Consider the following 25,608-nt stretch of genomic DNA (forward strand, 5'->3'; position numbering starts at 1 on the left):
CCGGCTGTCAGGAGATGTCCATGAGCCCCCCAAACCGCACCGAGAGGGATGCCTTCGGCCCCATCGAGGTTCCAGCCAGCGCCCTATGGGGCGCCCAGACCCAGCGCTCCCTGCACCACTTCGCGATTTCCACCGAACGCATGCCGGCCGCCCTGATCGCCGCGCTGGCCGAGGTCAAGCGCGCCTGCGCGGTGGTCAATGGGGAACTCGGCGTGCTGGCCACCGACAAGGCGGCGGCCATCGTCGCGGCGGCCGACGAGGTGCTGGTCGGCGATCACGCGGAGGCCTTCCCGCTATCGGTATGGCAGACGGGCTCCGGCACCCAGACCAACATGAACATGAACGAGGTGCTCGCCAACCGGGCCTCCGAGCTGCTTGGCGGCGAGCGTGGCATGGGGCGGCGGGTGCATCCCAACGATCACGTGAACCTCGGCCAGTCGTCCAACGACGTCTTCCCGACGGCGATGCACGTGGCCGCCATGCAGGTGCTGGCCGACGGCGTGCTCCCGGCGCTGCGGGCCCTGTCGGCGACGCTGGCGGCGAAGGCCGCGGAGTTCGCCGACATCGTCAAGATCGGCCGTACCCACCTGCAGGACGCCACGCCGCTCACCGTTGGCCAGGAGATGGGCGGCTGGGTGGCCCAGCTCGACTTGGCGGAGGCAGCCATCGTCGCTAGCCTGCCGGCCGTGCAGGCGCTGGCCATCGGTGGCACCGCGGTGGGCACCGGGCTCAACGCGCCGCCGGGCTTCGGTGATCGGGTCGCCGCCGAGCTGGCCGGGCGCACCGGGCTGGCCTTCCGCAGCGCACCCGACAAGTTCGCCGCGCTGGCTGGCCACGACGCGCTGGTTGGCGCTCACGGCGCCCTGAAGCAGCTCGCCACGGCGCTGATGAAGATCGCCAACGACGTGCGCTGGCTGGCTTCGGGGCCCCGCTCCGGCCTCGGCGAACTGCTGATTCCGGAGAACGAGCCGGGCAGCTCGATCATGCCCGGCAAGGTCAATCCGACCCAGTGTGAGGCGTTGACGATGCTGTGCTGCCAGGTCTTCGGCAACGACGTGGCGCTGACCCTCGGCGGCGCCTCCGGCAACTTCGAGCTGAACGTCTTCAAGCCGCTGATCGCCCACAATTTCCTTGGCAGCGCGCGCCTGCTGGCGGATGGCATGGCCAGCTTCGACACGCACTGCGCACGGGGCATCGACGTGAACCGCCCGCGCATCGCTGAGCTGGTCGGCCGTTCGCTGATGCTGGTGACAGCCCTGAGTCCGCACATCGGTTATGACCGGGCCAGCGAGATCGCCAAGCTGGCTCACTATCGCGGTACCACGCTGCGGGAGGCGGCGCTGGCCCTCGGCTACGTGACGGCGGAGGAGTTCGACGGGTGGGTGCGCCCGGAGGCGATGGTCGGTTTGTAGGCGACGTGGCCCTGGGCGACGAAGAAATCCTCCGGCAGCGGCAGGCAGGCGCGCAGCAGGCGGCGCGGCGCGGTGATCAGCTTGGCGCGGGCTTCGACCGGCTCCACTTCGGCCAGCCAGCCGGGCTGCTCGCCCTCCAGCAGGCGGCCGAGCTGGCCGAGGCGGCGGCCGGTGTGGCCGAGGTAGAGGTTGAAGCGGCGTTGCACGCGGCGGTCGATGAAGCGCGCCGCGTGGTACAGGCCAGCGTGCAGGCCGCTGTTGCGCAGCCAGCTCTCGCCCTTGGTGAGGGTGGCGAGGGCCTGGCCGACCTTGTCCGGATGGCAGTGGAAGGCGCGCCCCATCAGCGGCGCCAGGACGTCCCGCTCGCTGCGCATCAGGTCTGCCGGGCGGGCAAACAGCTGGGGCGCTACGTGGCGGTCCATGGCCCATTCCACTGCTACGTGGGTGGCCAGTTCCGACTCGAACCACAGCCGCTCATGGGCCGGCACGAAGTGGTTGTGGGCGATGATGTCGGCCATCAGGTGGCTGGCATAGCCGAGTACCGCGGCCTGTTCGGCGTCGCCGCGGGCGGCGTCCATCAGGGCGTGCAGCTGGGGCCAGCGGTGGCTGGTGGCCAGCGCCTCGGCGCCGGCGCTGCGGGCGGTGAGGGCTACGTCGGGCAGGCAGGCGCCGGCCATCACCAGCTTCGGGTGGCGGCGTGCCAGGCGGCGCAGCGCCGGGTCGGCGAGGGGGATCGCCCACAGCAGCAGCTGGGCGAAATAGACATGGGTGTACAGCCCCCAGGCCAGCGCGTCGGCACTGGTCAGCAGCAGGGCGGGCAGCCACAGCAGCGCATGTGTGGCGAACCGCCGGCGGGCGGGGCGTGGGGGTGGGATGTCCATCCGTGACAATGTGCACGCTGCCTGTGACGAAAGCGTGGAATCGGGGTGTCAATGCCGTGACATCTGCCTTCAGACTGGCAGCTACCTGCCGTTAGCGCCTGTTACGCCGTCCTTGACGTTTTTCAGTCGCGGCGCTTTTTGGGCCCGTTCATGAAATTGCCGTTGTTCGCGTTCTTTCCTGCTTCTGTTCCGGGTCGGTTCCAGCGCCTGCTGTTGATGGCGGTGGTGCTGACCAACGTGGCAGCGATCGCGTTGGCGGCCTTCAATCTGAACCAGAGCCGCGACAAGGCCGAGGTGCTGGCGACGCTGACGACCCGCAACCTGGTCGAGGCCCTCGAGCACAGCCTGGCCAGCACCAGCCGTACCATCGACGTGACCTTGCAGACCCTGGCGGACGAGATCGAACGCGCGGAGCGGCGCGGGAGCGGCTACCTGTCCCATGCGGAACTGTTCGGCCTGCTGGCCCGCTACAAAGGCTGGCTGCCGGAGACGGATGGCTTCCGGGTTTACGATAGCAATGGCAGGCCGCGCTGGTGGATCAGCCAGGCTGGCTCGGCGGCGGGTATCGACGTGTCCGACCGGGACTATTTCAGGGTCCTGCGGGACGATCCCGCACGTGGCTTGTTCGTGGCCCGCCCGGTGCTGAGCCGGGTGACCGGCGGGTGGGTGATCAGCTTCGCGCGCGCGCTGCGCGGCGCGGATGGCCGCTTCGCCGGCATCGTCACGGCGGTGGTGCCGCTTGAACACTTCAACCGCTTGCTGCCCCGCCAGCAACTCGGGCCCCAGGGCGGGGCCACGCTGCGTTATGAGGACCTGGGGCTGATCGTGCGGGTTCCGCCGGTTTCCGGGCCGGCCGGCATGATCGGCAGCACCAAGGTGTCCGACGAATTGCGCACCCTGGTCGCCAGTGGTCGCCCAGAGGCGAGCTACCGGACGGTGACCGCTTCGGACGGTATAGAGCGTCTCAACACCTTCCGTCGCGTGGAGGGTCTGCCCTTCGTGCTGGTGGTCGGCATGGCGACCGCCGATTATCTGGCCGAGTGGCGGGAGGCGGTCCGCCATACCGGTGTCTTGCTCGGGGTCTTCCTGCTGGTCTCGATGGGCTCGGCGGTGCTGATCGGGCGGCTGTACCGCCGACAGTTCGAGAGCGCCGAGCGGCTGCGGGAGAGCCATGCTCGCCTGGAGGGCACCCTGGCCGATTTGAGCAACCGCGACCGGGTGCTCAATGCCACCGAGCAGGTGGCGGGTCTCGGTGTGTTCTCCATCGATTTGCACAGTGGCGAGGCCTACAGCTCGGCCCAGTTGCGCCGGATCCTGGGCGGGCGGGCCGACGAGCCGCTGACGGTGGATATCTGGGCCGAACGCATCCACCCTGACGATCAGGCGCGGGTCGTGTCCCGCTTCCGCGAGGGACTGATGCAGCGGGGCGAACCTTTTGACGAGGAGTACCGGATCGTCCTGCCGGATGGCGCGATACGCTGGATCCACGGGATTGGCGGCGTGGACCTGGACGTGGAGGACCGGCCGGTCAGCGTGCATGGGGTATCCCTGGACATCACCGAGCGCAAGCAGGTCCAGGCTTCGCTGCAGGACGCCCTCGGCGAGTACCAGAAGCTGGTGGAGCGCATGCCCGCCGGGCTGTTCAAGCAGCGGGTGCACGCCGACGGCAGCTTCAGCTTCGATTACGTCAGCCCGCGCTTCTGCGAGCAGGTCGGCATCGACGAGGCGAGGATTCTCGCCGACCCGCGCGTCGTCACGAGGCATATCCATCCCGATGACTATCCCGGCTATGCGGCGCGCTGCCGGGCGGTTCGCGAGCGGCCCGGGCCCTTTGAATGGGAGGGGCGCGTGGATGTGCACGGCGAGGCTCGCTGGATCTCCATCCAGTCCCGCCCGACGCGGCTACCCGACGGCGAGATCCTGTGGGAGGGCGTGCAGACCGACGTCACCGACCGCAAGCGTGCGGAACTGGCCTTGCGTGACAGCGAGGCGCGCTATCGCCTGCTGCTGCAGTTCTCGCCGGTGGGCATCCTGCAGTACGACCTTGATCTGAAGGTGAGCTACTGCAACGCCCAGTTCGCCGAGATCATGCAGGTGCCCTACGACTACATGGCGCATGTGGACTGCAGCAAGCTCAGCGACCAGCGCGTACAGCCGGCGCTGCGGGCGCCGCTCGAAGGGCGCCTCGGCGAGTACGAGGGGCCTTACCGGACGACCTTTGCCGACAAGGAGTTGAACATCGCGATGCACTGCTCGCCGCTGCGCGACCGGGCCGGCGGCCTGGTCGGTGGCATTGCGATCCTGCAGGACATCACCGAGCGGGTGCTGAAGGACCAGGAACTGGCGCGTTACCGTGACCATCTCGAGGAGCTCGTCGAGGCGCGCACGGCCGACCTGGTGGCGGCGCGGGCCGAGGCCGAGCGCCTGGCCCGGGCGAAGAGCGAGTTCCTGGCCAACATGAGCCACGAGATCCGCACGCCCCTCAACGGGGTGCTCGGCCTGGCCCACGTGGGCTACCGGGAGAGCCGCGGACGCGACCGGGCGAGGGACACCTTCGCCCGCATCATCGCGTCGGGCCAGCTGCTGCTGGGCATCATCAACGACATCCTCGACTTCTCGAAGATCGAGGCAGGCAAGCTGCGTATCGAGGCGATTCCGGTCGAGCTGTCCAGCGTGATCGGCGAGAGCCTGGCACTGATGGAAGGGCGCGCGCAGGCCAAGGGACTGGTATTGCGCTTCCGCCGGGGTACGCCGCTGCCGGAGCGCTGCATCACCGATCCGTTGCGGATCGGGCAGATCCTGCTCAATCTGTTGTCCAACGCGATCAAGTTCACCGAGCACGGCAGCGTCACCCTGAGTGCCGAATTTGCCGATGGGGAACTGATCCTGCGGGTCAGCGATACCGGCATCGGCATGAGCGCGGAGGAGATCGCCAAGGTCTTCGCGCCCTTCGAGCAGGCCGACAATTCCACGACCCGCCGTTTCGGCGGTACCGGACTGGGGCTGGCGATCACGTACCGGCTGGTCGAGCTGATGGGCGGCGTGCTGCACGTGGACAGCCGGCCGGGCAACGGCAGCACCTTTGAGGTGCGGATGCCATGCCAGTCGCTGCAGGGCGATGCGTCTCCGGTGCTGCCGCAACTGGCCGACGACGTGCTGCCTGGTACCCGGTTGGCCGGCCTGCAGGTGCTGGTGGCGGAGGACAACGAGGTCAACCAGATGGTGCTGGAAGCCCTGCTGCAGGAGGACGGCGCCCGGGTGGTCCTGGTCGGCAACGGCCAGGAAGCGGTCGAGCGGATCCGCGAAAGCGGTGGCGAGGACTTTGATCTGGTGCTGATGGACGTCCAGATGCCGCTGATGGATGGCTACACGGCGACCCGCGAGATTCATCTGCTGGCCCCCACCCTGCCCGTCATCGGGCAGACCGCCCACGCCTTCGAGGAAGAAAAGGCGCATTGCCTGGAAGCCGGCATGGTGGCCCACATCGCCAAGCCGGTGGATCCGGAGCTGTTGGTTCGGGTGATCCTCAAGCACGCCCGCCGCCGGGGCCTTGCCGTGCCGGAGAAAGGGTGAAGGGACGGTGGGGCGAATTCACTTGCCAGGGATGGACTTGACTGTGTGGGGGCTGATCATGCGGGGAGATCAGGATCGCGGCGCGAACATGATGATCGCCATGCCGGCCAGGGCTACGCTGCCGCCGACGGCGTCCCACAGGGTCGGGCGGATGCCGTCCACCGCCCACAGCCACAGCAGCGCGACGCCGATATAGACCCCGCCGTAGGCCGCGTAAGTGCGGCCGGCGGCGCTGGGGTGGAGGGTCAGCAGCCAGGCAAAAGCGGCCAGGCTCAGCGCCGCGGGCAGCAGCAGCCAGGCACTGCGGGCTTCCCGCAGCCACAGCCAGGGCAGGTAACAGCCGAGGATCTCGGCCAGCGCGGTGAGGATGAAAAGGGCCAGGGTCTTGAGTTCGGGCATGGTCGACGATGAGGGGTGCAGATTTGGATTCAGAGTAACCCCTCGCAGCAGGAACCGTGCCCTTCGGTCACGATCCAATACTTGCAGGGCAGCCCATCGGAGATGCGTGCATGACCGATCAGTCCCGTAACGAGCCCTTTCCCGCCGGCGACGCGTCATTCCGCCGGGTCGTCGAGTGGGCGCCGACCGCCATGGTGATGGTGGATGGCGAAGGCTGCATCGTGCTGGTCAATGCCCAGGCGGAGCGCCTGTTCGGCTATGGCCGCGACGAGTTGCTCGGGGAGTCCGTGGACCGCCTGGTGCCCTCACGACTGGCCGGGCATCACCCGGCCTACCGGGCCGGCTTCTTTGCCGATCCCCATCCGCGGCCGATGGGCAGCGGGCGCGACCTGTTTGCGCGGCGGCGGGACGGCAGCGAGTTTCCGGTGGAGATCGGCCTGACCCCGATCGAGGCCGGTGGCCGCTTCATGGTGCTGGCGGCAGTGGTGGATATCACCGAGCGCAAGCGCCAGGAGGAGCGTTTCCGGCGTGTCGTTGAGTTCGCCCCGAGCGCGATGGTGATGGTGGATCGCAGCGGCCGCATGGTGCTGGTCAATGCCCAGACTGAGCAGTTGTTCGGCTATTCCCGCGAGGCGCTGATCGGCGAGACCGTCGAGATGCTGGTGCCCGAACGCCTGCGCGCCGAGCACCAGCAGTTCCGCAACGGCTTCTTCCACGCGCCGCTGGCCCGGCCGATGGGCGTCGGCCGCGACCTGTTCGCGCGGCGCGCCGATGGCAGCGAGTTTCCAGTGGAAATCGGCCTCAACCCGATCGACACCGACGAAGGGCCGATGGTGCTGGCCTCCATCGTGGACATCACCGAGCGGCGGCGCGTCCAGCAGACGCTGGAGAGTGCGCTGCAGGAAAAGACCGTACTGCTCAACGAGGTGCACCACCGGGTCAAGAACAACCTGCAGGTCATCTCGAGCCTGCTCAACCTGCAGGCGACCCACGCCAGCGATCCGCGCCTGCGCAACATCCTGGCGGAGAGCCAGAGCCGCGTGCGGGCGATGGCCCTGACCCACCAGCTGCTGTACGAGCGCAAGGACTTCTCGCGGATCGACCTTGGCGAATACCTCGACCGGCTCACCCAGTTGCTGCTCAGCAGCTACCGGGAGGACAGCGCCCGCATCGCGCTGCGCTGCGTGCTGCCGGGCGAGCCGCAGTTCCTCGACCTGGAGCGCGCCGTGCCCTGCGGCCTGATCGTCAATGAGCTGGTCACCAATGCCTTCAAGCATGCCTTCCCGGCCGGTCGCGGCGGAGCCGTGCAGATTGGGCTGCAGGCGGTGGACGGGGAGCTCGATCTGACGGTGACCGACGACGGTATCGGTTTGCCGGCGGGTTTCGACCTGGCCGACGTCACCTCTCTCGGTCTCCAGCTGGTGCCGCTGCTGGCGGACCAGCTGCGTGGCCGGTTCACCGTGGCGAGCGGCGAGGGGGCCCGTTTCGCGCTACGCTTCCCGCTGGCCCTGCCGACCCGGAGACTCCGATGATTGCCGACAAGCGGATCAATCTGATGCTCGTCGAGGACGAACGCGTCGTCGCCTTCGACCTCAAGAACCAGCTGCAGTCCCTCGGCTACCGCGTTGGCGCGATGGTGGGGAGTGGCGAGCAGGCGGTGCGCCAGGTTGCCGAGGTGGCGCCCGACCTGGTACTGATGGACATCCACCTGGAAGGGGACATGGACGGGGTCGAGGCCGCCACCGAGATCCAGGCCCGCCACCAGATCCCGGTGATCTACCTGACCGCCTTCGCCGAGGATGACACCCTGCGCCGGGCCCTCGACAGCCGGCCCTTCGGCTATCTGGTGAAGCCCTGGGATGTGCGCGAGTTGCATGCCTCGATCCAGATGGCCCTTGCTCGCCGGGAGGTCGAGGTGGCGGTGGAGCGCAGTGAGCTGCGCCTCAAGCTGGCCCTGGACGCGGCGGCGCTGGGCGTCTTCGAGTGGCAACCCGGGCAGCACCGGATCCAGGGGGATGGCTGCCCCAATGCCCTGTTCGGAGAAGGTTGCCTGGTGGCTGACGGTGACCGGGAGGCGTCCTTCCTGGCCCGCGTCAATCCTGACGACCGCGAGCGGGTCGCCGCCGGTCTGCAGGCTGCCCTGCTCAGCGAAGACGCGCGGCGCATCGAGTTCCGCACCGACAGGGACAATGGCGAGGCCCACTACATCGAGGCCCACGTGAAGGCCCACGCATCCCGGCCGGCGCGGCGGGTGGTCGGTGTGCTGCAGGATGTGACCGAGAAGCACAAGACGGAGGAGCGCCTGCGCCAGTCGAGCGTGGTTTTCCATACCGCCGCCGAGGCGATCCTGATCGCCGATGGCGAGCGGCGGGTCTGTGCGGTGAATCCCGCCTTCACGCGGATCACCGGCTACGGCGAGGCCGAGGCGCGCGGCTTCGACGTGGACGTGCTGCTGCGCATCCAGCGCGGAGAGCGGGGCAGCGCCGCCTTTTTTGCCGAGCTGGCGGTCAATCCGGAGGGCTACTGGCAGGGCGAGGTGATCTGCCGGCGGCGCGGCGGCGAGGCTTTTCCGGCCTGGCAGAGCCTCAGTGCAGTGCATGACGCCAGGGGCCTGGTCGGCAACTACGTGATCGCCTTTTCCGACGTCAGCGAGATGCACGTCGTCGAGGAGAAGCTGCATCACCTGGCTCATCACGACCCGCTCACCGGCCTGCCGAACCGCCTGCTGTTCGACGATCGCATCGAGCAGGCCATCGAGCAGGCGCGACGGGGCCAGCAGCACTGCCTGCTGCTGTTCCTCGACCTGGACAGCTTCAAGGTGGTGAACGACACCCTGGGGCATGTGGTCGGCGACGAGCTGTTGCGCGTCGTTGCCGGCCGTCTGCGTGGCACCCTCCGCGCCACTGACACCATTGCCCGCCTGGGAGGCGACGAGTTCGTGGTGCTCACCGGCAGCAGCAGCCCGGAATACGCGGCTGAATTGGCCGGCAAGATCCTGCAGACCGTCAGCGCGCCGATCCGCCTCGGCCGGGAGGGCATCACCGTCTCGGGGAGCATCGGCATCGCGGTTTATCCCGAGGATGGCGGCGACCGCCACGCGCTGATGCGGGCCGCCGACATCGCCATGTATTCGGCCAAGGCCGCGGGGCGCAACCGCTACCAGTTCTATTCCCCGGAGATGGCGGAGCGCAGCAACGAGCGCCTGAACCTGGAGCAGGGCCTGCGCCGCGCCATCGACGAGGACCAGTTGCTGCTCCACTACCAGCCGCAGGTGAACCTTGCCGACGGGGCCATCGTCGGCGTCGAGGCGCTGGTGCGCTGGAATCATCCACAGCACGGCATGATCCCGCCGGTGCGTTTCATCCCGGTGGCCGAGGAGAGCGGCGTCATCGACAGCCTCGGGCGTTGGGTGCTTGAGCGCGCCTGCCGCGAGGTGGCCGGCCTCTGTCAGCGCAACGGCGAGCAGCTGCGGTTGGCCGTCAATGTGTCGGCGCGGGAGTTCATGCGCGAGGACTTCGTTGTCAGCGTGTTGGCCACGCTGGCCCAGACCGGTTTCCCGGCCTCTGCGCTGGAGCTGGAGATTACCGAGAGCACCCTGCAGACCATCGAGCGCAGCATGGAGATCCTGGCTGCCCTCAAGCAGCACGGGATCGCGGTGAGCATCGATGACTTCGGCACCGGCTATTCCTCCCTCAGCGTGCTGCGCGACCTGCCGATCGATCGCATCAAGATCGACCGCTCCTTCATCATTCACCTGCCGGAGAGGCGTGAAGGCATGGCCATCATTGAAGCCATCGTGGCCCTCGCCGGCTCCCTCGGCATGGAGATCATCGTCGAGGGCATCGAGCGCCGCGAACAGGCAACGATGCTGCTCGGACTCGGCTGTGGCGGCGGTCAGGGCTATCTGTTCAGCCGTCCGGTGCCCCACCGGTTGTTGCTCGATTTGCTGGCTGGCACGGACTGACTGCCGGCGTCGGAGGGGGCGGTCACTTTGGGCATATGCCTGTACGTGGACGACGCGAAGTGCCATCATGCAGCACAGGCATGCGATAAAAAGAACACGTGGCCTATGGCGCCTTGCCCAGCAGAGCCTGCCTTGCCGACGCCATGGCCGAATTCAGGGGGTTCGGCATGAGTCTGTTGCATGACTACACTCATCGGCCCGGCCGGCGCCGCTGTTTGAACGTGCTGGCGGCGTTGGTTGCCGGCATGGCGGTGCCGTTGCCGTCAGTCGCGGCGGGTACCTACACCTTTGGCGTCGTGCCGCAATTCGAGCAGCGCAAGCTGTTCGCCATCTGGAAGCCACTCGTCGACGAGTTGGTGCGTCGCACTGGCCTGGACCTCAAGCTGGAGGTGACCCTGTCGGTGCCGGAGTTCGAGGCTGCGGTGGAGGCGGGCAGCTTTGATTTCGTCTACGCCAACCCTTATCACATCCTGAAAGTACGCGATTCCCAGGGCTACATCCCGCTGGTGCGCGACGAAGAGCCCCTGCGCGGCATCATCGTGGTGCGCAAGGACAGCCCGCTGAAAAGCGTGAAGGATCTGGACGGCAAAACCCTTGCGGTGCCGTCGCCGAATGCGGTGGGCGCCAGCCTGCTGGTGCGTGCCGAGCTGGAGCGCCTGCACGGGGTACGCTTGCAGATGCTCAACGTGAAGACTCACAGCTCTGTCTATCTGCATGTGCTCAATGGACTCACCGAGGCCGGCGGCGGTGTGCAGAAGACCTTTGCAGAACAGGCCCAGGCGATCCAGGCCCAGTTGCGGGTGCTGTACACGACCCGGGACATGCCGTCCCATCCTGTTGCCGCCCACCCGCGTGTTCCTCCAACGGTGCGAGACGCCCTGCGCCAGGCTCTGCTGGCCATCGGTGCCAGCCCGGCCGGCAAGGTGCTGCTCGAGGACATTCCGATGCCACGGCCGGTGGTGACCTCCCTCGATGACTATCTGCCCATGCGCCAGTGGGGCCTGGAAAGATACTGGATCGTGGATCGCAAATAGGTGGCCGCAGTGAGCCGTTCCTTGCGCTGGAAGCTGCTGTTGCCGCTGCTGCTCGGCAGCGCGTTGATCTTGGCCGCTCTCAATTTCGTGTGGACGCCGCGCTATCTGGAAGACCAGCGCGCCGAATACCTGGAAGAGGTCAATCATCACCTGGATAGCGTCATCGAGGGCCTGATCCCGCTGATGCTGGCCAACCAGCTCGACATCATCACCGAGAACCTGGGGGAACTGCAGAAGAAGAACCGGGATTGGCACGAGATCCGCCTCAGCGACGCGCGTGGCCGGCAGATCTACCCGCCGATGGTTGGCACACCGGCGGCGATCGCGCCCCATCCGGCCATGCAGGTGATCGACAAGGAGATCGCCTACCTGGGTGTGCCCGCCGGTCACCTGCGGGTACAGATCGATCTGAGCCGCTGGCTGGCCAAGCGCCACGTCCAGCATGGCCAGCTGAGCCTGATGCTGGCCGGTTGTGTGGCGCTGCTGGGTCTGGTGTGGAGCGTGATGGTGGAGGGCATCGTGCTGCGCCCGCTGCTGCGCCTGTCCCGCGCTGCCAAGGCGCTGGCCCAGCGTCGTGTGGATGTGGCGCTGCCCCCAGCTGGGCGTGATGAAGTGGGTGATCTGGTGGGTAGCTTCGCGATGATGCGCGAGGAGCTCCAGGCGTACCACGAGGAACTGCTCGGTGAAATCGGCGAGCGGGAGAGGGTCGAGCAGGCCTTGCGCGAGCATCGCCAGCATCTGGAAGAGCAGGTCGCCGAACGGACTGCCGAACTGGTTGCGGCCAAGGAAACGGCCGAGTCGGCGAGCCGCGCCAAGAGCGTGTTCCTGGCCACGATGAGCCATGAGATCCGCACGCCGATGAACGCCATCGTTGGACTGACCCATCTACTGCAGCGTCATGTGCGGGAGCCGCGCCAGCTGCAACAGCTGGCCACCATCGCAGACTCCGCGCAGAACCTGCTCGGCATCCTCAACGACATCCTCGATTTCTCGAAGATCGAGGCCGGCAAGATCGAGCTGGAGTCGACGGACTTCGAGTTGGAGGCGATCTTCGAGAACACCGCCGCGCTGATCGGTGCCCGTGCGGCGGAAAAGGGCGTCGAGGTGGTCACCCAGTTGGATCCGGCGATTCCACGGGTGCTGCGCGGCGACGCGCTGCGGGTGGCGCAGATCCTGCTGAATTTCGCCAACAACGCGGTCAAGTTTACTGAGCATGGCAGCATCGCGCTGCGCGCCCGTCTGCAGTCCCGGCGTGGTGAGCTGCTGGGCCTGCGGCTGGAGGTACAGGACAGCGGTGTCGGCGTGCCGGCGGAGCTGCGCCCGCGCTTGTTCCAGGCCTTCGAGCAGGCCAGCAGCGGGACGACCCGCCGCTACGGTGGCAGCGGTCTGGGGCTGGCCATCGTCAAGCGCCTGGCCGTGCTGATGGGCGGCGAGGTCGGCGTGGACAGCACGCCGGGCGAAGGCAGTACCTTCTGGTGCGTGATCCATCTGCAGCAGGGTGACGGCAAGGCCATCGTGAGGCCGGCGCACTTTGCCGGCGAGCGCGTGCTGGTGGTGGACGACCTGCCCGATGCCCGCGAGATGCTGCAGGTGCTGCTCGAAAGCCTGGGCCTGCAGGTCGATACGGCCGCTTCGGGGCCCGAGGCCCTCGAGCTGATCGCCGCTGCCGACAGCGCCGATGTGCCGTACCGCGTGGTCCTGCTCGATTGGCGCATGCCCGGTATGGACGGCTACGAGGTGGCTGGGCGGATCCGAGGCCTGCCGCTGGGCGCGCCCGTACTGATCCTGATGGTGACCGCCTACGGTGCCGAACTGCCGCCTGCCGAAGCCTCGGCGGTGCATTTCGACGGCGTCCTCGCCAAACCCGTGCAGCGCCTGCAGCTGACCGAGGCGCTGGCGCGGGCTTTGGGCGCAGATGGCGGGGCAGGGGGATCGGCTGCCGACGCGGGCTTCGATGCCGCCAAGGCCGGGGCGCGCATCCTGCTCGTGGAAGACAACGTGGTGAACCAGCAGGTCGCGAGGGATCTGCTGGAAGAGGTCGGCCTCCAGGTGGAGGTGGCTGACAACGGTGCCCTAGCCGTCGAGCGCATGGCCAGCGGCGCCCATTTCGACCTGATCCTGATGGACATCCAGATGCCAGTGATGGACGGGCTGGAGGCCACCCGGCGCATCCGCCGGCTGGAGGCAGGGCGAAGTCTGCCGATCCTTGCGATGACCGCTAACGCCTTTGCGGAGGACAGGGAGCAGTGCCTTGCTGCCGGTATGAACGGCCATGTGCCGAAGCCGGTGGAGCCGGACCGGCTGTACCAGATCCTGACCACCTGGCTGCCCATCGCCACCCCGACCCCGTCCGTGCCGGTCCCTGTCGCCACGCCGCCAGCCGGAGAGGCGGCCGACAAGGCAGATTTCGGCAAGCTGGAGGCCCGCTACCAAGCCAAGCCTGCCTTCGTCGTCAGGCTGCTCGGTACCGTGCTGGAGGAGTTGCCTGGCGATGCGGTCCGGCTGCGCGAGTGTGTCGATTCGCGGGATCTGGCTGCGCTGGCCAAGGCCGCTCATGGCCTCAAAGGTATGGCTGGCAGCATCCTGCAGGATGAGCTCGTCAAGCAGGCCAGAGCGACGGAGCTGGCGGCCCGCGATGGCAATCCGGAGGCGCTGGCGCTGGCTCTTGCGCTGGCGGACAGCCTGCAGCAGCTGGCCCTTGCGATTACCGCACATCTGTCACGCTGTGGCGTTGAAAGTAGCCCGGCGCCGGTCTGAGCGGACCTGCGCCGGGCGTATACTTGAACCCCAGAACTGACAGTTTCCGTGCCTTGCGAGAATCGGTGATGCCCTACAAGCGCCACATCCTGATCGCCGATGACCAGCCCGCCATCCTGCTGGTGCTCGAAGAAATGCTTGAGGAGCGCTTCGAGGTACATGCCTTTGCCGACGGCCGTGGCCTGCTCGACTACGTGAAGGCCGGCGGGCGTGCCGACCTGGTGCTGACCGACGTGATGATGCCCGAGGTGGATGGTTTCGAGGTCTGCCGCCAGCTGAAGGCCGACGCGGACACCCGCGACATCCCGATCCTGTTCCTGTCCAGCCTGGAGAGCGACACCGACGAGGCCTATGGCCTGTCCCTCGGTGCCGAGGATTTCATCCACAAACCCTTCTCGCCGCCGGTGGTGCTGGCGCGGGTGCGCAACCACCTGGCCCTGGCGGATGCCAGCCGGCAACTGCAGCGGCGCAACGAGGAACTGGAAGAGCTGGTTGCCGAACGGACCCGCGAAGTCGTGCGCCGCGGCCAGCAGCTGATCAATGCGCAGGACGCGATCATCACCGCGCTGTGTACCCTGGCCGAGGTGCGCGACAACGAGACCGGCAACCACATTCTGCGCACCCAGGCCTACGTCGGCGTGCTGGCGCGGGCGCTGCAGGGGCATCCGGATTTCGCACCCTTCCTCGACGACGAAGCGATTGCATTGATCACCAAGTCGGCGGCGCTCCATGATGTTGGCAAGGTCGCGATTCCCGATGCGGTGCTGCTCAAGCCCGGGCGCCTGGATGCCGAGGAACGTCTGATCATCCAGAGCCATTGTGCCTACGGGCGCGACGCCATCGCCAAGGCGATCGCCGGTGCCACTGCCGACAATCGTTCCTACCTCGATTACGCCCTGGAAATCGCCTATAGCCACCACGAGCGCTGGGACGGCGAAGGCTATCCGCAAGGCCTCAGGGGGACGGAAATCCCGCTGTCGGCACGCCTTATGGCGGTGGCCGACGTGTATGACGCGCTGATCTCCAGGCGGGTCTACAAGCCGGCCTTCCCGCACGTCAAGGTCGTCGGAATCATTGCCGCCGAGCGCGGCAGGCAGTTCGATCCGGACATGGTGGATGCCTTCATGCGGATCGCTGACCAGTTCGAGCAAATTGCCCTCCGCCACCAGGATAGTGGTTTCAGTCGCTAAAAATTTGCAGCGGAATGCTTGCAAAGCGGCGTTTGGCGGCTATAATGCGCGCCCTTCCCCAGTGCAAAGCCATCAGCGCCAAGCACAGGCAGTCATTCCCCGGGTATGCGTCCTTAGCTCAGTTGGTTAGAGCGCCACGTTGACATCGTGGAGGTCGGCGGTTCGACTCCGTCAGGACGCACCAATATTTTCCCGCTGCTTCCCCCCGCACACGCTCCCCGTTACAGTCCGGTTCCGTCTCCGCCGCGGCCTTGCCGACGATTCGCCATGACCCGTACTCCGACTTCGCCGAGCCCGCCTTCCGCGCCTCAGTTCGCCCCCATCGGCATCGTGCCGACCGATGAGCAGCGCGAGATCCAGACCTGCCGTGCCCGCTACGTGATCGCCATGGCCAATGCCGGGGCGGCCAAGACCACCACGCTGGCGCTGCGCATTGCCGAGTCGATCACCCGCGGCGTGTGGCCGGAGAGCATCCTGGCGCTGACGTTTTCCGAAGAGGCGGCGCGGGTGTTGCAGGCACGCTTGGTGGACATCGGCGTGGATGAACGCACCGCCCGCCGCGTCAAATGCCTGAGCTTCGACGCGTTCGCCCGCCAAGTGCTGTTGCAGGCGGAAGGGGCGGAGGCGCCGTGGCTCGACACACCGGAAGCCCTGGCGCCCCAGGTGCGCATCGCGGCCGCGCGCCTGCAGACCGAAAACGCGGCGCGGCGCCACCCGCGGGAGCTGTGGCTGCCCGAACACAACGAGCCGATCTTCGAGTTCCTCGAGCTGTCGCGTCGCCTCAAGGCGCGCCTGGTGCCGCCCGGCGGCGACGACGATGAGAGCGTCGAGGACTGCGCCGAACGCTTTGATGTCCCACTCGCCGCCCTGCTGCTGCACGGTGCGCTGGAAGCCCTGCGCTCAGGCCTTGAGGATGTGCCGCGCTGGCGCGCCGAGTTCGACGCGACCTACGACCTGGCCCGCCGCCTGAGCGATCCAGACCGTCCCATCGATCTGCCGAACTACCGCATTGTCGTGGTGGACGAACTTCAGGACATGAACCCGGCCAGCTACGCGGTGCTGGAAGCCCTGCTGATGCGCGGCAAGGCCTTCTTCACCGGCGCCGGTGACTTCGACCAGGTCATCCACCGCTGGGCCGGAGCCGGTACCGATTTCCTGCACACCAGCTTCGGCAAGGGGTGGCCCGGTGTCGTGCGCTTGCCGCTGACTTGCAGCTACCGCTACGGCCCGCCGCTGGCGGCGGCTACCGCAGCCTTGAAGAACAAGGTGGTGGATTCCGGGCGCGAGCACGAAACCGTGCTGCGCGTGCAGCCCTGCGCCGATCCGCGGGCTGTTGCCGCACAGGTGGCGGCGGACCTGGCCGCCTGGAAACAGCATGGGGGCCGCCCGGCCGCTTGCGCGGTGATCCTGCGTGCGCCCTATCAGTCGATTCCGATCGAGAACGCCTTGCTGGAGGCCGGTATCGGCTGGCGCATGGAGGGCCTGGCGAGCTATCTGCTGCGCTCCGAGGTGCTGATGCTGCGCGGCGTCATCGCCTTCGCGCTGCAGGACTACGAGTCGATCCCCGGCGTCGACAAGCGCCTGCAGGTGCTGCAGGCCTTGCTGCAATGGCAGCAGTTCGAATGGGGCGGCGAGCGCCTCGACGACGCGGCGCTGAAGACCGCCGCGGCCCAGCCCTCGTTGTTCGAGGCATTCCTGGAGGGCACGCTGCTGAAGCCCCAGACCCGCGCCGACAAGCGCGCCGCCGGCCAGTCCGGCGAGGCGCAGTTGCAGGAGGAATTCCGCTTTCTCGACAAGCTGAAGGCTCTACGCCAGAGTGGCCAACACCATGAGGCCAATGCGCTGCAGCACTTGCGCGAGGCGGAAGCCACGAGCGTCGATGAAAGCCCGGCCCAGCGAAGCGCTCGTGAACGCCTCGGCCGCACGCTGGCTTCCTTGCGCGCGGCGCCATCCGATACGCCGGCCGCGGCGCTCCTCGAACAGGCTGTGGCACTGCTCGATCTGAAGGGCGTGGCCCGCCGCTTGTTCCTGGCGCCAGCCACGGCGGCATTGGTGGCCCGCTCCATCGATGGTTTCATCGACGTGGCCCGTCGCCAGAACCTGTCGCTGCGCGACTTTGCCCACTGGCTGCGCAAGGCGGAGAGCAAGGCGGAGCGCCTGCGCAAGTCCGACACCGTGCTGCTGTGCTCCGTCGAGGCGGCCAAGGGCCAGGAATTCGATGTGGTGCTGTTGCCCTTCCTGGAAGAAGGGGTGTTCCCGCTGGCCGGCAGCGACGCCGGGGAGGAGAGCAACCGCTTCTATGTGGCGGCTACCCGCGCCCGCGACGAACTGCACCTCTACGTGCCGGAGGCGGCCGAGCGGGTCAGTCGCTACGTGAAGGCGATGCGCATCGACAAGGCGGTGCTGCGCGGCCGCCACCAGCTGGCCAGCGGTCAATGGAGCTGAACGCAGCGGGCCTGGCCGTGCCGCCGGGCGTCGTCATCGTGCACACAGACGACGCGCTGATCGTCGCCGACAAGCCGTCCGGCCTGCTCTCCATGCCGGCCCGCGGCGAAGACCGGCAGGATTGCCTGGTGGCCCGCGTGCAGGTGCAGTTCGCCGACGCGCTGCCGGTACATCGCCTCGACATGGCCACCTCCGGCCTGATCCTGCTGGCCCGCGGTGCCGAGATGCAGCGGCGCCTGAACCTCGCCTTCGAGCAGCGTATCGTCGGCAAGCGCTACGAAGCGCTGGTGCATGGTCACATCGGGGCGGACGCCGGCGAGATCGACTTGCCGCTGGCTGCCGATCCGGAGCGCAATCCTTACCAGATCGTGGATCGGCAGCACGGCCGCCGTGCGCTGACCCGCTACCGGGTCGTCGAACGCCATGGTGCTGGGGCGGATGCGGTCACCCGCGTCGAGTTGAAGCCCGTCACCGGGCGCACCCACCAGTTGCGCGTGCATCTCCAGTCCCTTGGCCATCCAATCCTCGGCGACCCGCTCTACGCGCCGCCAGATAGCGCGGCACGCTACCGCCGCCTGCATCTCCACGCCGCCGCCATCACCTTGATCCACCCGCAACGGCGCGTACCGCTGGGTTTCGAGAGCGCGGTGCCGTTTTGAACCCATGTCCCGCCCGCTGGTCCGACACATGCTGTTTCAAAAGTTCACTTGAAGCAGGGAGGGGGGGCTAGCACTCTCGCCGGTCTGGCGCGGGGGCATTTCCCGTGCATTGGCGAGCGGGCCGCGTGCCCGGCGCAGTCGAAGGTAAGAAGTTCAAGAACATGCTGTTTCAAGCCCTGAAGGACATTCGCTGGACCTCGCTGGCCTGCCTGTGCGTGCTCAGCGGATGTACAGCGGTGGGGCCCAATTACAAATCCCCCGAGCTGTCGTCAGCGGACGTGCCGAACAAATGGACGTCCCGCTCGGACGTCCCGGCGCCCGTGTCCGTCAAGGGCGCGGGGGTCAAGGAGACGCCGGTTAGCTGGTGGACCGAGCTGTCCGATCCGGTGCTCGACCACATGGTCGAGAAGGCTTTCGCGAGTAGCCCGACGCTGGAAGCGGCGATGGCCAAGCTCAACCAGTCCCGGTCGCTGACCGGGCAGGCCAATGCGGCGGCGGGGCCAACGGTGGATGGCTCCAGCGGCGTACAGGCCTCCGGCGCGTCGAACAGCAGGAGCTTCACCCAGTCCTGGCTGTCGATGAATTCCTCTTGGGAAATCGACCTCTTCGGCGCGGTGCGCCGCGGCCGGGAGGGTGCGCTGGCGCGCGAAGCTGCACAGGCGGCGACGCTGGCCGACGCGCGGGTAAGCCTCGCCGCGGACGTGGCAGACGCCTACCTGAGTTACCGGGCTTGCCAGTCCTACGCGGCGCTCAGCGAGCAGGACGTGGCCTCGCGGGAGGCCACCGCACGGCTGACCGAGGCCAGCGTGAAGGAAGGCTTCACCGCGCCCTACCAGGCCATCCGCAGCACCGCATCGGTGGCCGAGGCGCGCACCCAGCTGGCGGCGACCCGGGCCCAGTGCGAGCGCCTGGAAAACCAGCTGACGCGCCTGACCGGCATTCCGCGGCCGGAGCTGATGCTGGCGATGGCCGACAAACCGACCGGGCTGGAGCGCCTGCCAGTGCCCAAGCATTTCGATATTTCGATTCCCCGCGATGCGTTGATGCAGCGGCCGGACATCCGCTCCGCCGAGCGCAGCCTGGCGGCGGCGTCGGCGGACATCGGCCTGGCCGAGGCGGATCGTTATCCGCGCCTTACCCTCAACGGGGACTTCGGCTTCACGACGAACAAGGGCGGCGGCTCCGGCAGCGTGTCTTTTGGATCCTGGTCCTTCGGGCCATCGGTGAGCCTGCCGATCTTCGACGGCGGACGGCGCAAGGCAGCGGTGGAACTGGCCAAGTCCCGCTACGACGAGGCGCTGGCCGACTACAAGGCGCGGATCCGCCTCGCCATCCAGGAGATGGAAGATGGCCTTACCCGGTATGCAGCGGCCCACGAAAGGGCAGAGAATGCACGTATATCCGGCAGCGAGTACCAGCGCTTCTTCGAGTCCGTCGAAGTCCGTTTCCGCGAGGGGGCCAGTAATTTGCTCGAGCTGGAGGATGCCCGGCGCTCCATGCTCAATGCCCAGCAAACCTATCTAAGCGTTCAGCAGGAGCGCCTGCAGGCCTGGATTGCGCTGAATCGGGCGACCGGCGGCGGGGCGCACTATGCGTCCCCTGCCGACACGGCCCATCGCAGCGCGGCGGTCGATACGCCGGCACCGAATTGAGGTTTCAATCTTGTCTTTCGCTAATCAACCCTTCTTGAAGAAATGCACCGTCTCGGCGCTGGCTCTGGCCACGCCGCTGGCCACGCCGCTGGCCCTGCTGCTCGGCTCGGCGTCGTTTTCCAGTGCGGAGCAGGGGGCTACGCCCCAGCCTGCAGGCTCCGCTCAGCCGGCCAAGGCATCCGCCGCGCCGGCCGTGGTTGTGCCGCCATCACCGCCGCCAGCGCCGGTGCCGCGTTCGGTGTCCTGGCTGCACCCCAAGTCGGCCGTGTGGCCCGACCTGATCCGGGCCAGCGGCAACGTGATGCCCTGGCAGGAGACGCGCGTCGGCGCCGAAGTGGGCGGCCTGCGCCTGTCCAGCGTGCTGGTGAACGTCGGCGACCAGGTCAAGAAGGGGCAGGTGCTGGCCCGCCTGGATACCGCGACGGTGGAAACCGACATCGACGCGGCCAAGGCCCAGGTGGCCGAGGCCGAGGCGACGTTGGCCCAGGCGGTGGCTACGCTGGAGCGCGGTAAGCGGCTGGCGCCGTCGGGCGGCGTCAGCCAGCAGGAGCTGACGCTCTACGAAACCCAGAAGCACACTGCCGAAGCCCGCGTGAATGCCGCGAGGGCGCAGGAACGGCGCCAGCAGCTGCGCATGCAGTACGCAACGCTGGTGGCGCCGGATGACGGCTTGATTTCGGCCAGCTTCGCCGCCGAAGGCACCATCGTGCAGGCCGGCAGTGAGCTGTTCCGTCTGATCCGCCAGGGACGCCTGGAATGGCGCGCCGAAGTGAAGGGTGAGCTGCTCGGCAAGCTGGCGCGCGGGCAGGACGTCACCGTCGACAGCCCCCTCGGGCCTGACGTGAAGGGGCGCATCCGCCTGGTGTCGCCGACCATCGACCTGACGAGCCGCAATGGCCTGGTCTATGTGGATCTGCCGGCGGACACCGATCTCAAGGCTGGCCTGAACGTCTCCGGCAGCATCCTGCTCGGCCGGCGCAAGGTGCTCGCGCTGCCGGTCGCCGCTGTGCTGCGCCAGAAGGGCAATGCGCGCGTGCTCGTCGTCGATGGGGATAACCGGATCCAGATGGTCGAAGTTGGCCTTGGCCGGACCAAGGACGACTGGATCGAGATTACCTCCGGTGTCGATGAACATAGCCGGGTGGTTTCCAGACCGCAGGGCGAACTGCACGTCGGTGATCTGGTGAAGCCGGTTTCCGATGATCAGGCTTAGGCTTAAAATCCCGGCTTCGCAACAAGTCTTCCGGTGTTCGCCCGTGTTTGCTGCGGGAATGGACGCCACACCTGCGGCCGGCCGCCTGTTCCTGGCTGTTCCGACAAGCCGCTCCTAACGATTGCTCACGAAGTCCATGCTTTATCGTCACATCCTCCCGGGCCTGGCGCTGGCCGTTTCCCTTGGCGCTCAGGCGGCTCCCCATGAAAGCAGCCATCATCCGGTGCCCGCCGCCAAGAATGCGTCGGCTACCAAGACAAGCAAGGCGGCGCCAAAGAAGACGGCCGTGAAGCCCGCACCTCACAAGGAGAAGGTCGCGCTGCCCGTTGCCCGCAAGGCAGTCGCGGTGCAGCCTCCCGCGCCCGCGATTCCACCGGAGTTCGTCAGGCGGATGAGCGAGCTGGAGAACTCAAACCGGCAGCTGGAAAATCGTGTTGAAGACTTGGGCCGTCAGCTTAGCGGCTTGAGCCAGGCCCACACCGAGCTGAAGAGGGCCCACGCCACGCCGCCTGTGCCGGTGACCCCGCCGGCCTCGCCGGTACCCATCATGGGTTCGCTGGTGGCCAGCGTGTTCGGTGGCTTGTTCGGCTTTTTCGGTGCGCGTTTGGGGCGGGGCATGAAGGCTGCCGACGAGCCGAAACCGGCTGGCAAGAAGCCCGCTCCATCAAAGGCCCAGGTGGCGGCCCGCCTTGAGCCGAACACCGAGCGTATCGAGCCGTCCCTGATGTGAGCTGCATGCCGGGCCGGGCGGCCCGGCATGCGTCAGTGCTCCGTCGGGGGGGAGGGCAGGGGGAGGCTGCTGTGCGTCTCCACTTGGCTGCCCTCCTGCAGGTAGTGGACGCAGCCTGCGTCCCAGACGAGCAGATGATGCGTCGTCCAGTCCTCCATGACGCTCAACAGCCCGCTGCGGTCGAGGTTTCCTGCCATGGCTTTCATCAGTAGGTCGAGGATCCGTTCGCTGTAGGCGGCGTGTTCCTCCTGATGCTCCTTGAGTGTCGGGCAGGCGTTCTGGCGGAGCAGGGTTTCTTCGGTATGAAAGTGCCTGGCCGCCAGCGTGGCCAGGGTGTTCAGCAGTGTGTGGAACTCGCTGGAGTTACCGCCACGGCTCTCGTCGAAGCGGCTCATGGCTTCCCTGGCGAGGGTCAGTATCTCCTGATGCTGGTCGTCGATGATCTTGTTTCCGGTGCTCAATCCGGGGCTGACGATCTCCATTGTGTGCGTCCCCTCTTCTGTTCTGTTTTGTTTTGGTGTGTCCGGTGAGGATACATGGATATAAATCCATAAGGGCGTGGATTTGTATCAAAAATGGACAGTTCGGCGCGTCAACTCGCTGCTGACCATTCAGTCAGCGCCGGTCCGCCAGCCCTTTGCCACGACGATCGCCTGGCACTTTGCGCAGCCTTCCCAGGGCAGGCATTCGCAGTCGAGTTCGAAGTAGTGTGCCCCGACCTTCACCAGCGCTGCGGACGTTGCCGGCTTGCGCGTGCCGGCGGGCTTTAGTGGTTCCGCCGCGCCATCCTCCGCGGTGTCCGGCAGCCATCGGCTGAAAGCCGAGAGGTCTGCAGCGTTCTGCACATACCACAGCCGCCGCCCCGGGTCCCAGCGGGCGCCCAGGCGCTTGGCCTCGTCTTTTTCGGCAAACGGTACTCGAAGGTTGGTGCGCATCGGCGTGGGTCCTTGTCTGTTCTGTGATTCAGGTTGCCTGGCCTGGCGGATTGCCTGGGCTCGTGGCCATGGCGGCGCTTCGGTGCCGGCCAGTCGTCTCCATTGATTGTACGTCCTCATATCCGCTCGACGACATTCCGGCCTTTTTCAAAATTTTTTGAATTCAGTGTTCAAAAAATTTTGTACTCTTGTTGCACTCTGAATTCAGAGTTTGTATAGTCACTAAAAAAACGGCCGTACCGAAAAGGAGAACAGCCCGACGCCATGGGTGGCGCCAGGGTTCGACATGGAGACATCGGAATGAACGCGAAAGATTGCAGTTGCGCCTGCTCGAGCCAGGCCTTGGGAAATGAGGATCGCCGCAAGGTCCTTCGTCTGGCTGCGGGCGGATTGGTGGCCGGCTTGACGCTGGCCGGGAGGAGCGCCCAGGCGGCCGCCCCAGTGGCCCGGGTAGTGCCCGGCGACCTGCTGGTGGAAGACGATGCCGACGGCGAGCCGACGCCGCTCAAGTTGGCGGATCTCAAGCCGGGCAAGCCGCTGCTGGCCTTCCCTTTCGACGCCGCCAAGAAGCAACCCCGCTCCGAGACGCGATTGAACAAGGTAGTGCTGATCCGCTTCGCCGAGTCTGAACTGGATGCCAGGCTGAAGGCCGTTTCCGCAGGCGGGGTGCTGGCCTTTTCCTCCGTGTGCACCCACAACGGTTGTGACGTGAAGACCTGGATGGCCAAGGAGCAAGTGCTTGCCTGCTTCTGCCACGGTTCCAAGTTCGCTCCGACCCAGGCTGGCGCCGTGATGGGCGGCCCCGCGCCGCGGCCCTTGCCTCTGCTTCCCCTCGCCCTCAAGGGCGACACCCTCGTCATTGCTGGCGATTTCACCGCGCCTCCCGGTTACGCGCCGGCCTGACACCCTCAGATTTTTCGCACTGGCGGCCACCAAGAAGCCGCTCTAATCACAACTGGAGACAAACAAATGAAGCGAATCGTGACGCGCCTGGCTGTCGGTACGGCCTGTGTTATGTCATCGGCATTGGCGATGGCGGCCCTTGGCGATTACCGGCCAGTGACGGATGCCCGGCTGAGCAACCCGGAGCCGGCCAACTGGCTGCAGTATCGCGGCAACTATGCGGGTTGGGGTTACAGCCCCCTCGCGTCGATCACCGACGCCAACGTCGGCAAGCTGACCCTGGCCTGGGCTTTCGCCACCGGCCAGACCGAGGGCCATCAGTCGCCCCCGATCGTCAATAACGGCTACATGTTCGTCACGACGCCGGGTGCCCAGGTGATCGCGCTCGACGCCAAGTCGGGCAAGGAGATCTGGCGTTACAAGAAGGAGCTGCCGGCCGAGCTGCTGCAACTGCATCCGACCAACCGGGGCGTGGCCCTGTACGGTGACAAGGTCTATGTCGCCACTGTCGATGCCTATCTGGTGGCGCTGGACGCCAAGACCGGCAAGGAAGTATGGAAGAAGGCGGTGGGCGACTGGAAGGCGCTCAACTACGTCACCCTGGCGCCGCTGGCCGCCAAGGGCAAGATCATGATCGGCTCCTCGGGTGGCGAAACCGGCGTCCGTGGCTTCGTGGCCGCCTACGATGCGGAGACCGGTACGGAAGCCTGGCGTACCTACACGACGGCGGCCCCGGGCGAGCCGGGTGGCGATACCTGGCCGGAAGGCGCCTACAAGAACGGCGGCGGCAGCATCTGGGTGACCGGCTCCTACGATCCCAAGACCAACCTGGCCTACTGGGGCACCGGCAACCCGGCGCCGTGGCCGACCGAAGGCCGCAAGGGCGACAACCTCTACACCGGCTCGACCATTGTGCTCGATGTGGATACCGGCAAGCTGCAGGGCTACTTCCAGTACAACCCGAACGATGCGTGGGACTGGGATGAAGTTTCCGCTCCGCTGCTGATCGACCAGGAAGTCAAGGGCAAGAAGCGCCAGCTGGCAGTACATGCCGGTCGCAACGGCTACCTGTGGGTGCTCGAGCGCAATGGCCAGAAGCTGAACTTCGTCGATGCCTACCCGTTCGTGAACAACAACACGATCAAGTCCATCGATCCGAAAACCGGCCGGTCGACCTATTTCGAGAATCGTCGTCCGGGCGTGGGCAAGGGCGATGTGCATTTCTGCCCGTCCCTGTGGGGCGGCAAGGACTGGACGCCGGAGGCCTACAACCCGCAGACCGGCCTGCTCTACGTGCCGGCCAACAACAACCTGTGTGCCGAGCTGCCCGAGCCGGAGCCCACCAAGTACAAGAAGGGTGACCTTTACATCGGCTACCCGATCGAGGCGATCCTGACCGGCCTGCGTTGGGCCAAGGGTAGCGACACGGCACCCAAGACCATCGGCGAGATCCAGGCCTGGGACCTGAAGACCGGCAAGCAGGTGTGGACACATAAGTTCCCGACCTTCAACTGGGGCCCGCTGCTGACCACCGGTGGCAATCTCCTCTTCGCTGGCGGTACCAACGACCGCATGTTCCGCGCCTTCAATGCCAAGACTGGCGAGAAGCTGTGGGAAGCCGCCACGCCGTCGGGTGTCACTGGCGTGCCGACCACCTTTGAGGTGGATGGCGAGCAGTACGTCGCCGTGCAGTCCGGCTGGGGCGTGGATTCCCAGCGCATGCAGGGCGGTATCGATCGCCTGCTGGGCGAGAAGACCAACGTTCCGCAGGGCGGCACCGTGATGGTCTACAAGCTCTCGAAGTAAGCCTCTAACTCCGTCGGCCCGGCGTTACGCCGGGCCATCCTGGATCGTTTTCATG

18 protein-coding genes and 1 tRNA gene are annotated in these 25,608 nt (G+C 66.8%); 15 read left to right on the forward strand and 4 right to left on the reverse strand.

Annotated elements, in window-relative coordinates; genetic code table 11:
• Nucleotides 1-20 precede the first annotated feature (20 nt).
• On the forward strand, nt 21-1,412 hold the full coding sequence (gene fumC, locus ACE3RX_RS14475) for a class II fumarate hydratase (protein ID WP_374485064.1): 1,392 nt from the start codon (nt 21-23) through the stop codon (nt 1,410-1,412).
• On the opposite strand, the gene ACE3RX_RS14480 is transcribed toward fumC, so the two are convergent.
• Complete coding sequence (locus tag ACE3RX_RS14480) at nt 1,352-2,293, reverse strand: zinc dependent phospholipase C family protein (protein WP_374485066.1); 942 nt, start codon at nt 2,291-2,293, stop codon at nt 1,352-1,354. The two genes, fumC and ACE3RX_RS14480, sit on opposite strands and share 61 nt — an antisense overlap.
• A 150-nt stretch (nt 2,294-2,443) precedes the next feature.
• Between ACE3RX_RS14480 and ACE3RX_RS14485 the strand changes: the two genes are divergently transcribed.
• Nucleotides 2,444-5,866, forward strand: a complete 3,423-nt coding sequence (locus ACE3RX_RS14485; protein ID WP_374485068.1) for an ATP-binding protein — start codon at nt 2,444-2,446, stop codon at nt 5,864-5,866.
• A 69-nt stretch (nt 5,867-5,935) separates the two neighbouring features.
• On the opposite strand, the gene ACE3RX_RS14490 is transcribed toward ACE3RX_RS14485, so the two are convergent.
• Nucleotides 5,936-6,265, reverse strand: a complete 330-nt coding sequence (locus ACE3RX_RS14490) for a YnfA family protein (protein WP_374485070.1) — start codon at nt 6,263-6,265, stop codon at nt 5,936-5,938.
• A gap of 110 nt (nt 6,266-6,375) precedes the next feature.
• Between ACE3RX_RS14490 and ACE3RX_RS14495 the strand changes: the two genes are divergently transcribed.
• The 11 genes from ACE3RX_RS14495 (at nt 6,376) to ACE3RX_RS14545 (ending at nt 21,909) form a co-directional block, all read left to right on the forward strand.
• Nucleotides 6,376-7,797: a sensor histidine kinase gene (locus ACE3RX_RS14495; protein ID WP_374485072.1), complete on the forward strand. Its 1,422-nt coding sequence runs from the start codon at nt 6,376-6,378 to the stop codon at nt 7,795-7,797.
• Nucleotides 7,794-10,229 carry an EAL domain-containing protein gene (locus tag ACE3RX_RS14500; RefSeq protein WP_374485074.1) on the forward strand — a complete coding sequence of 812 codons (2,436 nt, stop codon included), beginning with the start codon at nt 7,794-7,796 and terminating at the stop codon, nt 10,227-10,229. The genes ACE3RX_RS14495 and ACE3RX_RS14500 overlap by 4 nt, the downstream gene beginning before the upstream one ends.
• 167 nt (nt 10,230-10,396) lie before the next feature.
• Nucleotides 10,397-11,263 (forward strand): phosphate/phosphite/phosphonate ABC transporter substrate-binding protein, encoded by an 867-nt coding sequence (locus ACE3RX_RS14505; RefSeq protein WP_374485076.1) that lies wholly within the window; start codon nt 10,397-10,399, stop codon nt 11,261-11,263.
• 9 nt (nt 11,264-11,272) lie between these two features.
• On the forward strand, nt 11,273-14,020 hold the full coding sequence (locus tag ACE3RX_RS14510) for a response regulator (RefSeq protein WP_374485078.1): 2,748 nt from the start codon (nt 11,273-11,275) through the stop codon (nt 14,018-14,020).
• 68 nt (nt 14,021-14,088) lie between these two features.
• Nucleotides 14,089-15,210 carry an HD domain-containing phosphohydrolase gene (locus tag ACE3RX_RS14515; protein ID WP_374485080.1) on the forward strand — a complete coding sequence of 374 codons (1,122 nt, stop codon included), beginning with the start codon at nt 14,089-14,091 and terminating at the stop codon, nt 15,208-15,210.
• Nucleotides 15,211-15,317: 107 nt separating this feature from the next.
• Nucleotides 15,318-15,394 (forward strand) — tRNA-Val (locus ACE3RX_RS14520).
• Between the two features lie 83 nt (nt 15,395-15,477).
• A complete protein-coding gene (locus ACE3RX_RS14525) occupies nt 15,478-17,655 on the forward strand; it encodes a UvrD-helicase domain-containing protein (RefSeq protein WP_374485084.1) in 2,178 nt (725 codons plus the stop codon).
• A complete protein-coding gene (locus ACE3RX_RS14530; protein WP_374485088.1) occupies nt 17,646-18,314 on the forward strand; it encodes an RluA family pseudouridine synthase in 669 nt (222 codons plus the stop codon). The genes ACE3RX_RS14525 and ACE3RX_RS14530 overlap by 10 nt, the downstream gene beginning before the upstream one ends.
• 161 nt (nt 18,315-18,475) lie before the next feature.
• Nucleotides 18,476-19,966, forward strand: a complete 1,491-nt coding sequence (locus ACE3RX_RS14535) for an efflux transporter outer membrane subunit (protein ID WP_374485093.1) — start codon at nt 18,476-18,478, stop codon at nt 19,964-19,966.
• Between the two features lie 34 nt (nt 19,967-20,000).
• Nucleotides 20,001-21,179 (forward strand): efflux RND transporter periplasmic adaptor subunit, encoded by a 1,179-nt coding sequence (locus ACE3RX_RS14540; protein ID WP_374485095.1) that lies wholly within the window; start codon nt 20,001-20,003, stop codon nt 21,177-21,179.
• 136 nt (nt 21,180-21,315) lie between these two features.
• Nucleotides 21,316-21,909, forward strand: a complete 594-nt coding sequence (locus ACE3RX_RS14545) for a hypothetical protein (protein ID WP_374485099.1) — start codon at nt 21,316-21,318, stop codon at nt 21,907-21,909.
• Between the two features lie 32 nt (nt 21,910-21,941).
• Here ACE3RX_RS14545 and ACE3RX_RS14550 read toward each other — a convergent pair whose 3' ends face one another.
• Nucleotides 21,942-22,391, reverse strand: a complete 450-nt coding sequence (locus ACE3RX_RS14550) for a bacteriohemerythrin (protein ID WP_374485103.1) — start codon at nt 22,389-22,391, stop codon at nt 21,942-21,944.
• A 129-nt stretch (nt 22,392-22,520) separates the two neighbouring features.
• Entirely contained in the window at nt 22,521-22,844 is a 324-nt protein-coding gene (locus ACE3RX_RS14555) for a DUF5710 domain-containing protein (RefSeq protein WP_374485106.1), read from the reverse strand.
• A gap of 300 nt (nt 22,845-23,144) precedes the next feature.
• Between ACE3RX_RS14555 and ACE3RX_RS14560 the strand changes: the two genes are divergently transcribed.
• Nucleotides 23,145-23,747: a ubiquinol-cytochrome c reductase iron-sulfur subunit gene (locus ACE3RX_RS14560; protein WP_374485111.1), complete on the forward strand. Its 603-nt coding sequence runs from the start codon at nt 23,145-23,147 to the stop codon at nt 23,745-23,747.
• Between the two features lie 66 nt (nt 23,748-23,813).
• A complete protein-coding gene (locus ACE3RX_RS14565; protein ID WP_374485114.1) occupies nt 23,814-25,553 on the forward strand; it encodes a PQQ-dependent dehydrogenase, methanol/ethanol family in 1,740 nt (579 codons plus the stop codon).
• Nucleotides 25,554-25,608 lie beyond the last annotated feature (55 nt).

The organism is Zoogloea sp. (genome assembly GCF_041914405.1).
In the GTDB taxonomy this organism is placed as follows: Bacteria; Pseudomonadota; Gammaproteobacteria; order Burkholderiales; family Rhodocyclaceae; genus Zoogloea.

What these genes read in the sequence shown, in the direction of transcription:
- ACE3RX_RS14485 (WP_374485068.1), top strand. Translation starts at nt 2,444, where the DNA reads ATGAAATTGCCGTTGTTCGCGTTCTTTCCTGCTTCTGTTCCGGGTCGG.
- ACE3RX_RS14490 (WP_374485070.1), bottom strand. Translation starts at nt 6,265, where the DNA reads ATGCCCGAACTCAAGACCCTGGCCCTTTTCATCCTCACCGCGCTGGCC.
- ACE3RX_RS14515 (WP_374485080.1), top strand. Translation starts at nt 14,089, where the DNA reads ATGCCCTACAAGCGCCACATCCTGATCGCCGATGACCAGCCCGCCATC.
- ACE3RX_RS14555 (WP_374485106.1), bottom strand. Translation starts at nt 22,844, where the DNA reads ATGCGCACCAACCTTCGAGTACCGTTTGCCGAAAAAGACGAGGCCAAG.
- ACE3RX_RS14500 (WP_374485074.1), top strand. Translation starts at nt 7,794, where the DNA reads ATGATTGCCGACAAGCGGATCAATCTGATGCTCGTCGAGGACGAACGC.
- ACE3RX_RS14565 (WP_374485114.1), top strand. Translation starts at nt 23,814, where the DNA reads ATGAAGCGAATCGTGACGCGCCTGGCTGTCGGTACGGCCTGTGTTATG.
- ACE3RX_RS14560 (WP_374485111.1), top strand. Translation starts at nt 23,145, where the DNA reads ATGAACGCGAAAGATTGCAGTTGCGCCTGCTCGAGCCAGGCCTTGGGA.
- ACE3RX_RS14505 (WP_374485076.1), top strand. Translation starts at nt 10,397, where the DNA reads ATGAGTCTGTTGCATGACTACACTCATCGGCCCGGCCGGCGCCGCTGT.
- ACE3RX_RS14535 (WP_374485093.1), top strand. Translation starts at nt 18,476, where the DNA reads ATGCTGTTTCAAGCCCTGAAGGACATTCGCTGGACCTCGCTGGCCTGC.
- ACE3RX_RS14530 (WP_374485088.1), top strand. Translation starts at nt 17,646, where the DNA reads ATGGAGCTGAACGCAGCGGGCCTGGCCGTGCCGCCGGGCGTCGTCATC.
- fumC (WP_374485064.1), top strand. Translation starts at nt 21, where the DNA reads ATGAGCCCCCCAAACCGCACCGAGAGGGATGCCTTCGGCCCCATCGAG.
- ACE3RX_RS14495 (WP_374485072.1), top strand. Translation starts at nt 6,376, where the DNA reads ATGACCGATCAGTCCCGTAACGAGCCCTTTCCCGCCGGCGACGCGTCA.
- ACE3RX_RS14550 (WP_374485103.1), bottom strand. Translation starts at nt 22,391, where the DNA reads ATGGAGATCGTCAGCCCCGGATTGAGCACCGGAAACAAGATCATCGAC.
- ACE3RX_RS14480 (WP_374485066.1), bottom strand. Translation starts at nt 2,293, where the DNA reads ATGGACATCCCACCCCCACGCCCCGCCCGCCGGCGGTTCGCCACACAT.
- ACE3RX_RS14545 (WP_374485099.1), top strand. Translation starts at nt 21,316, where the DNA reads ATGCTTTATCGTCACATCCTCCCGGGCCTGGCGCTGGCCGTTTCCCTT.
- ACE3RX_RS14525 (WP_374485084.1), top strand. Translation starts at nt 15,478, where the DNA reads ATGACCCGTACTCCGACTTCGCCGAGCCCGCCTTCCGCGCCTCAGTTC.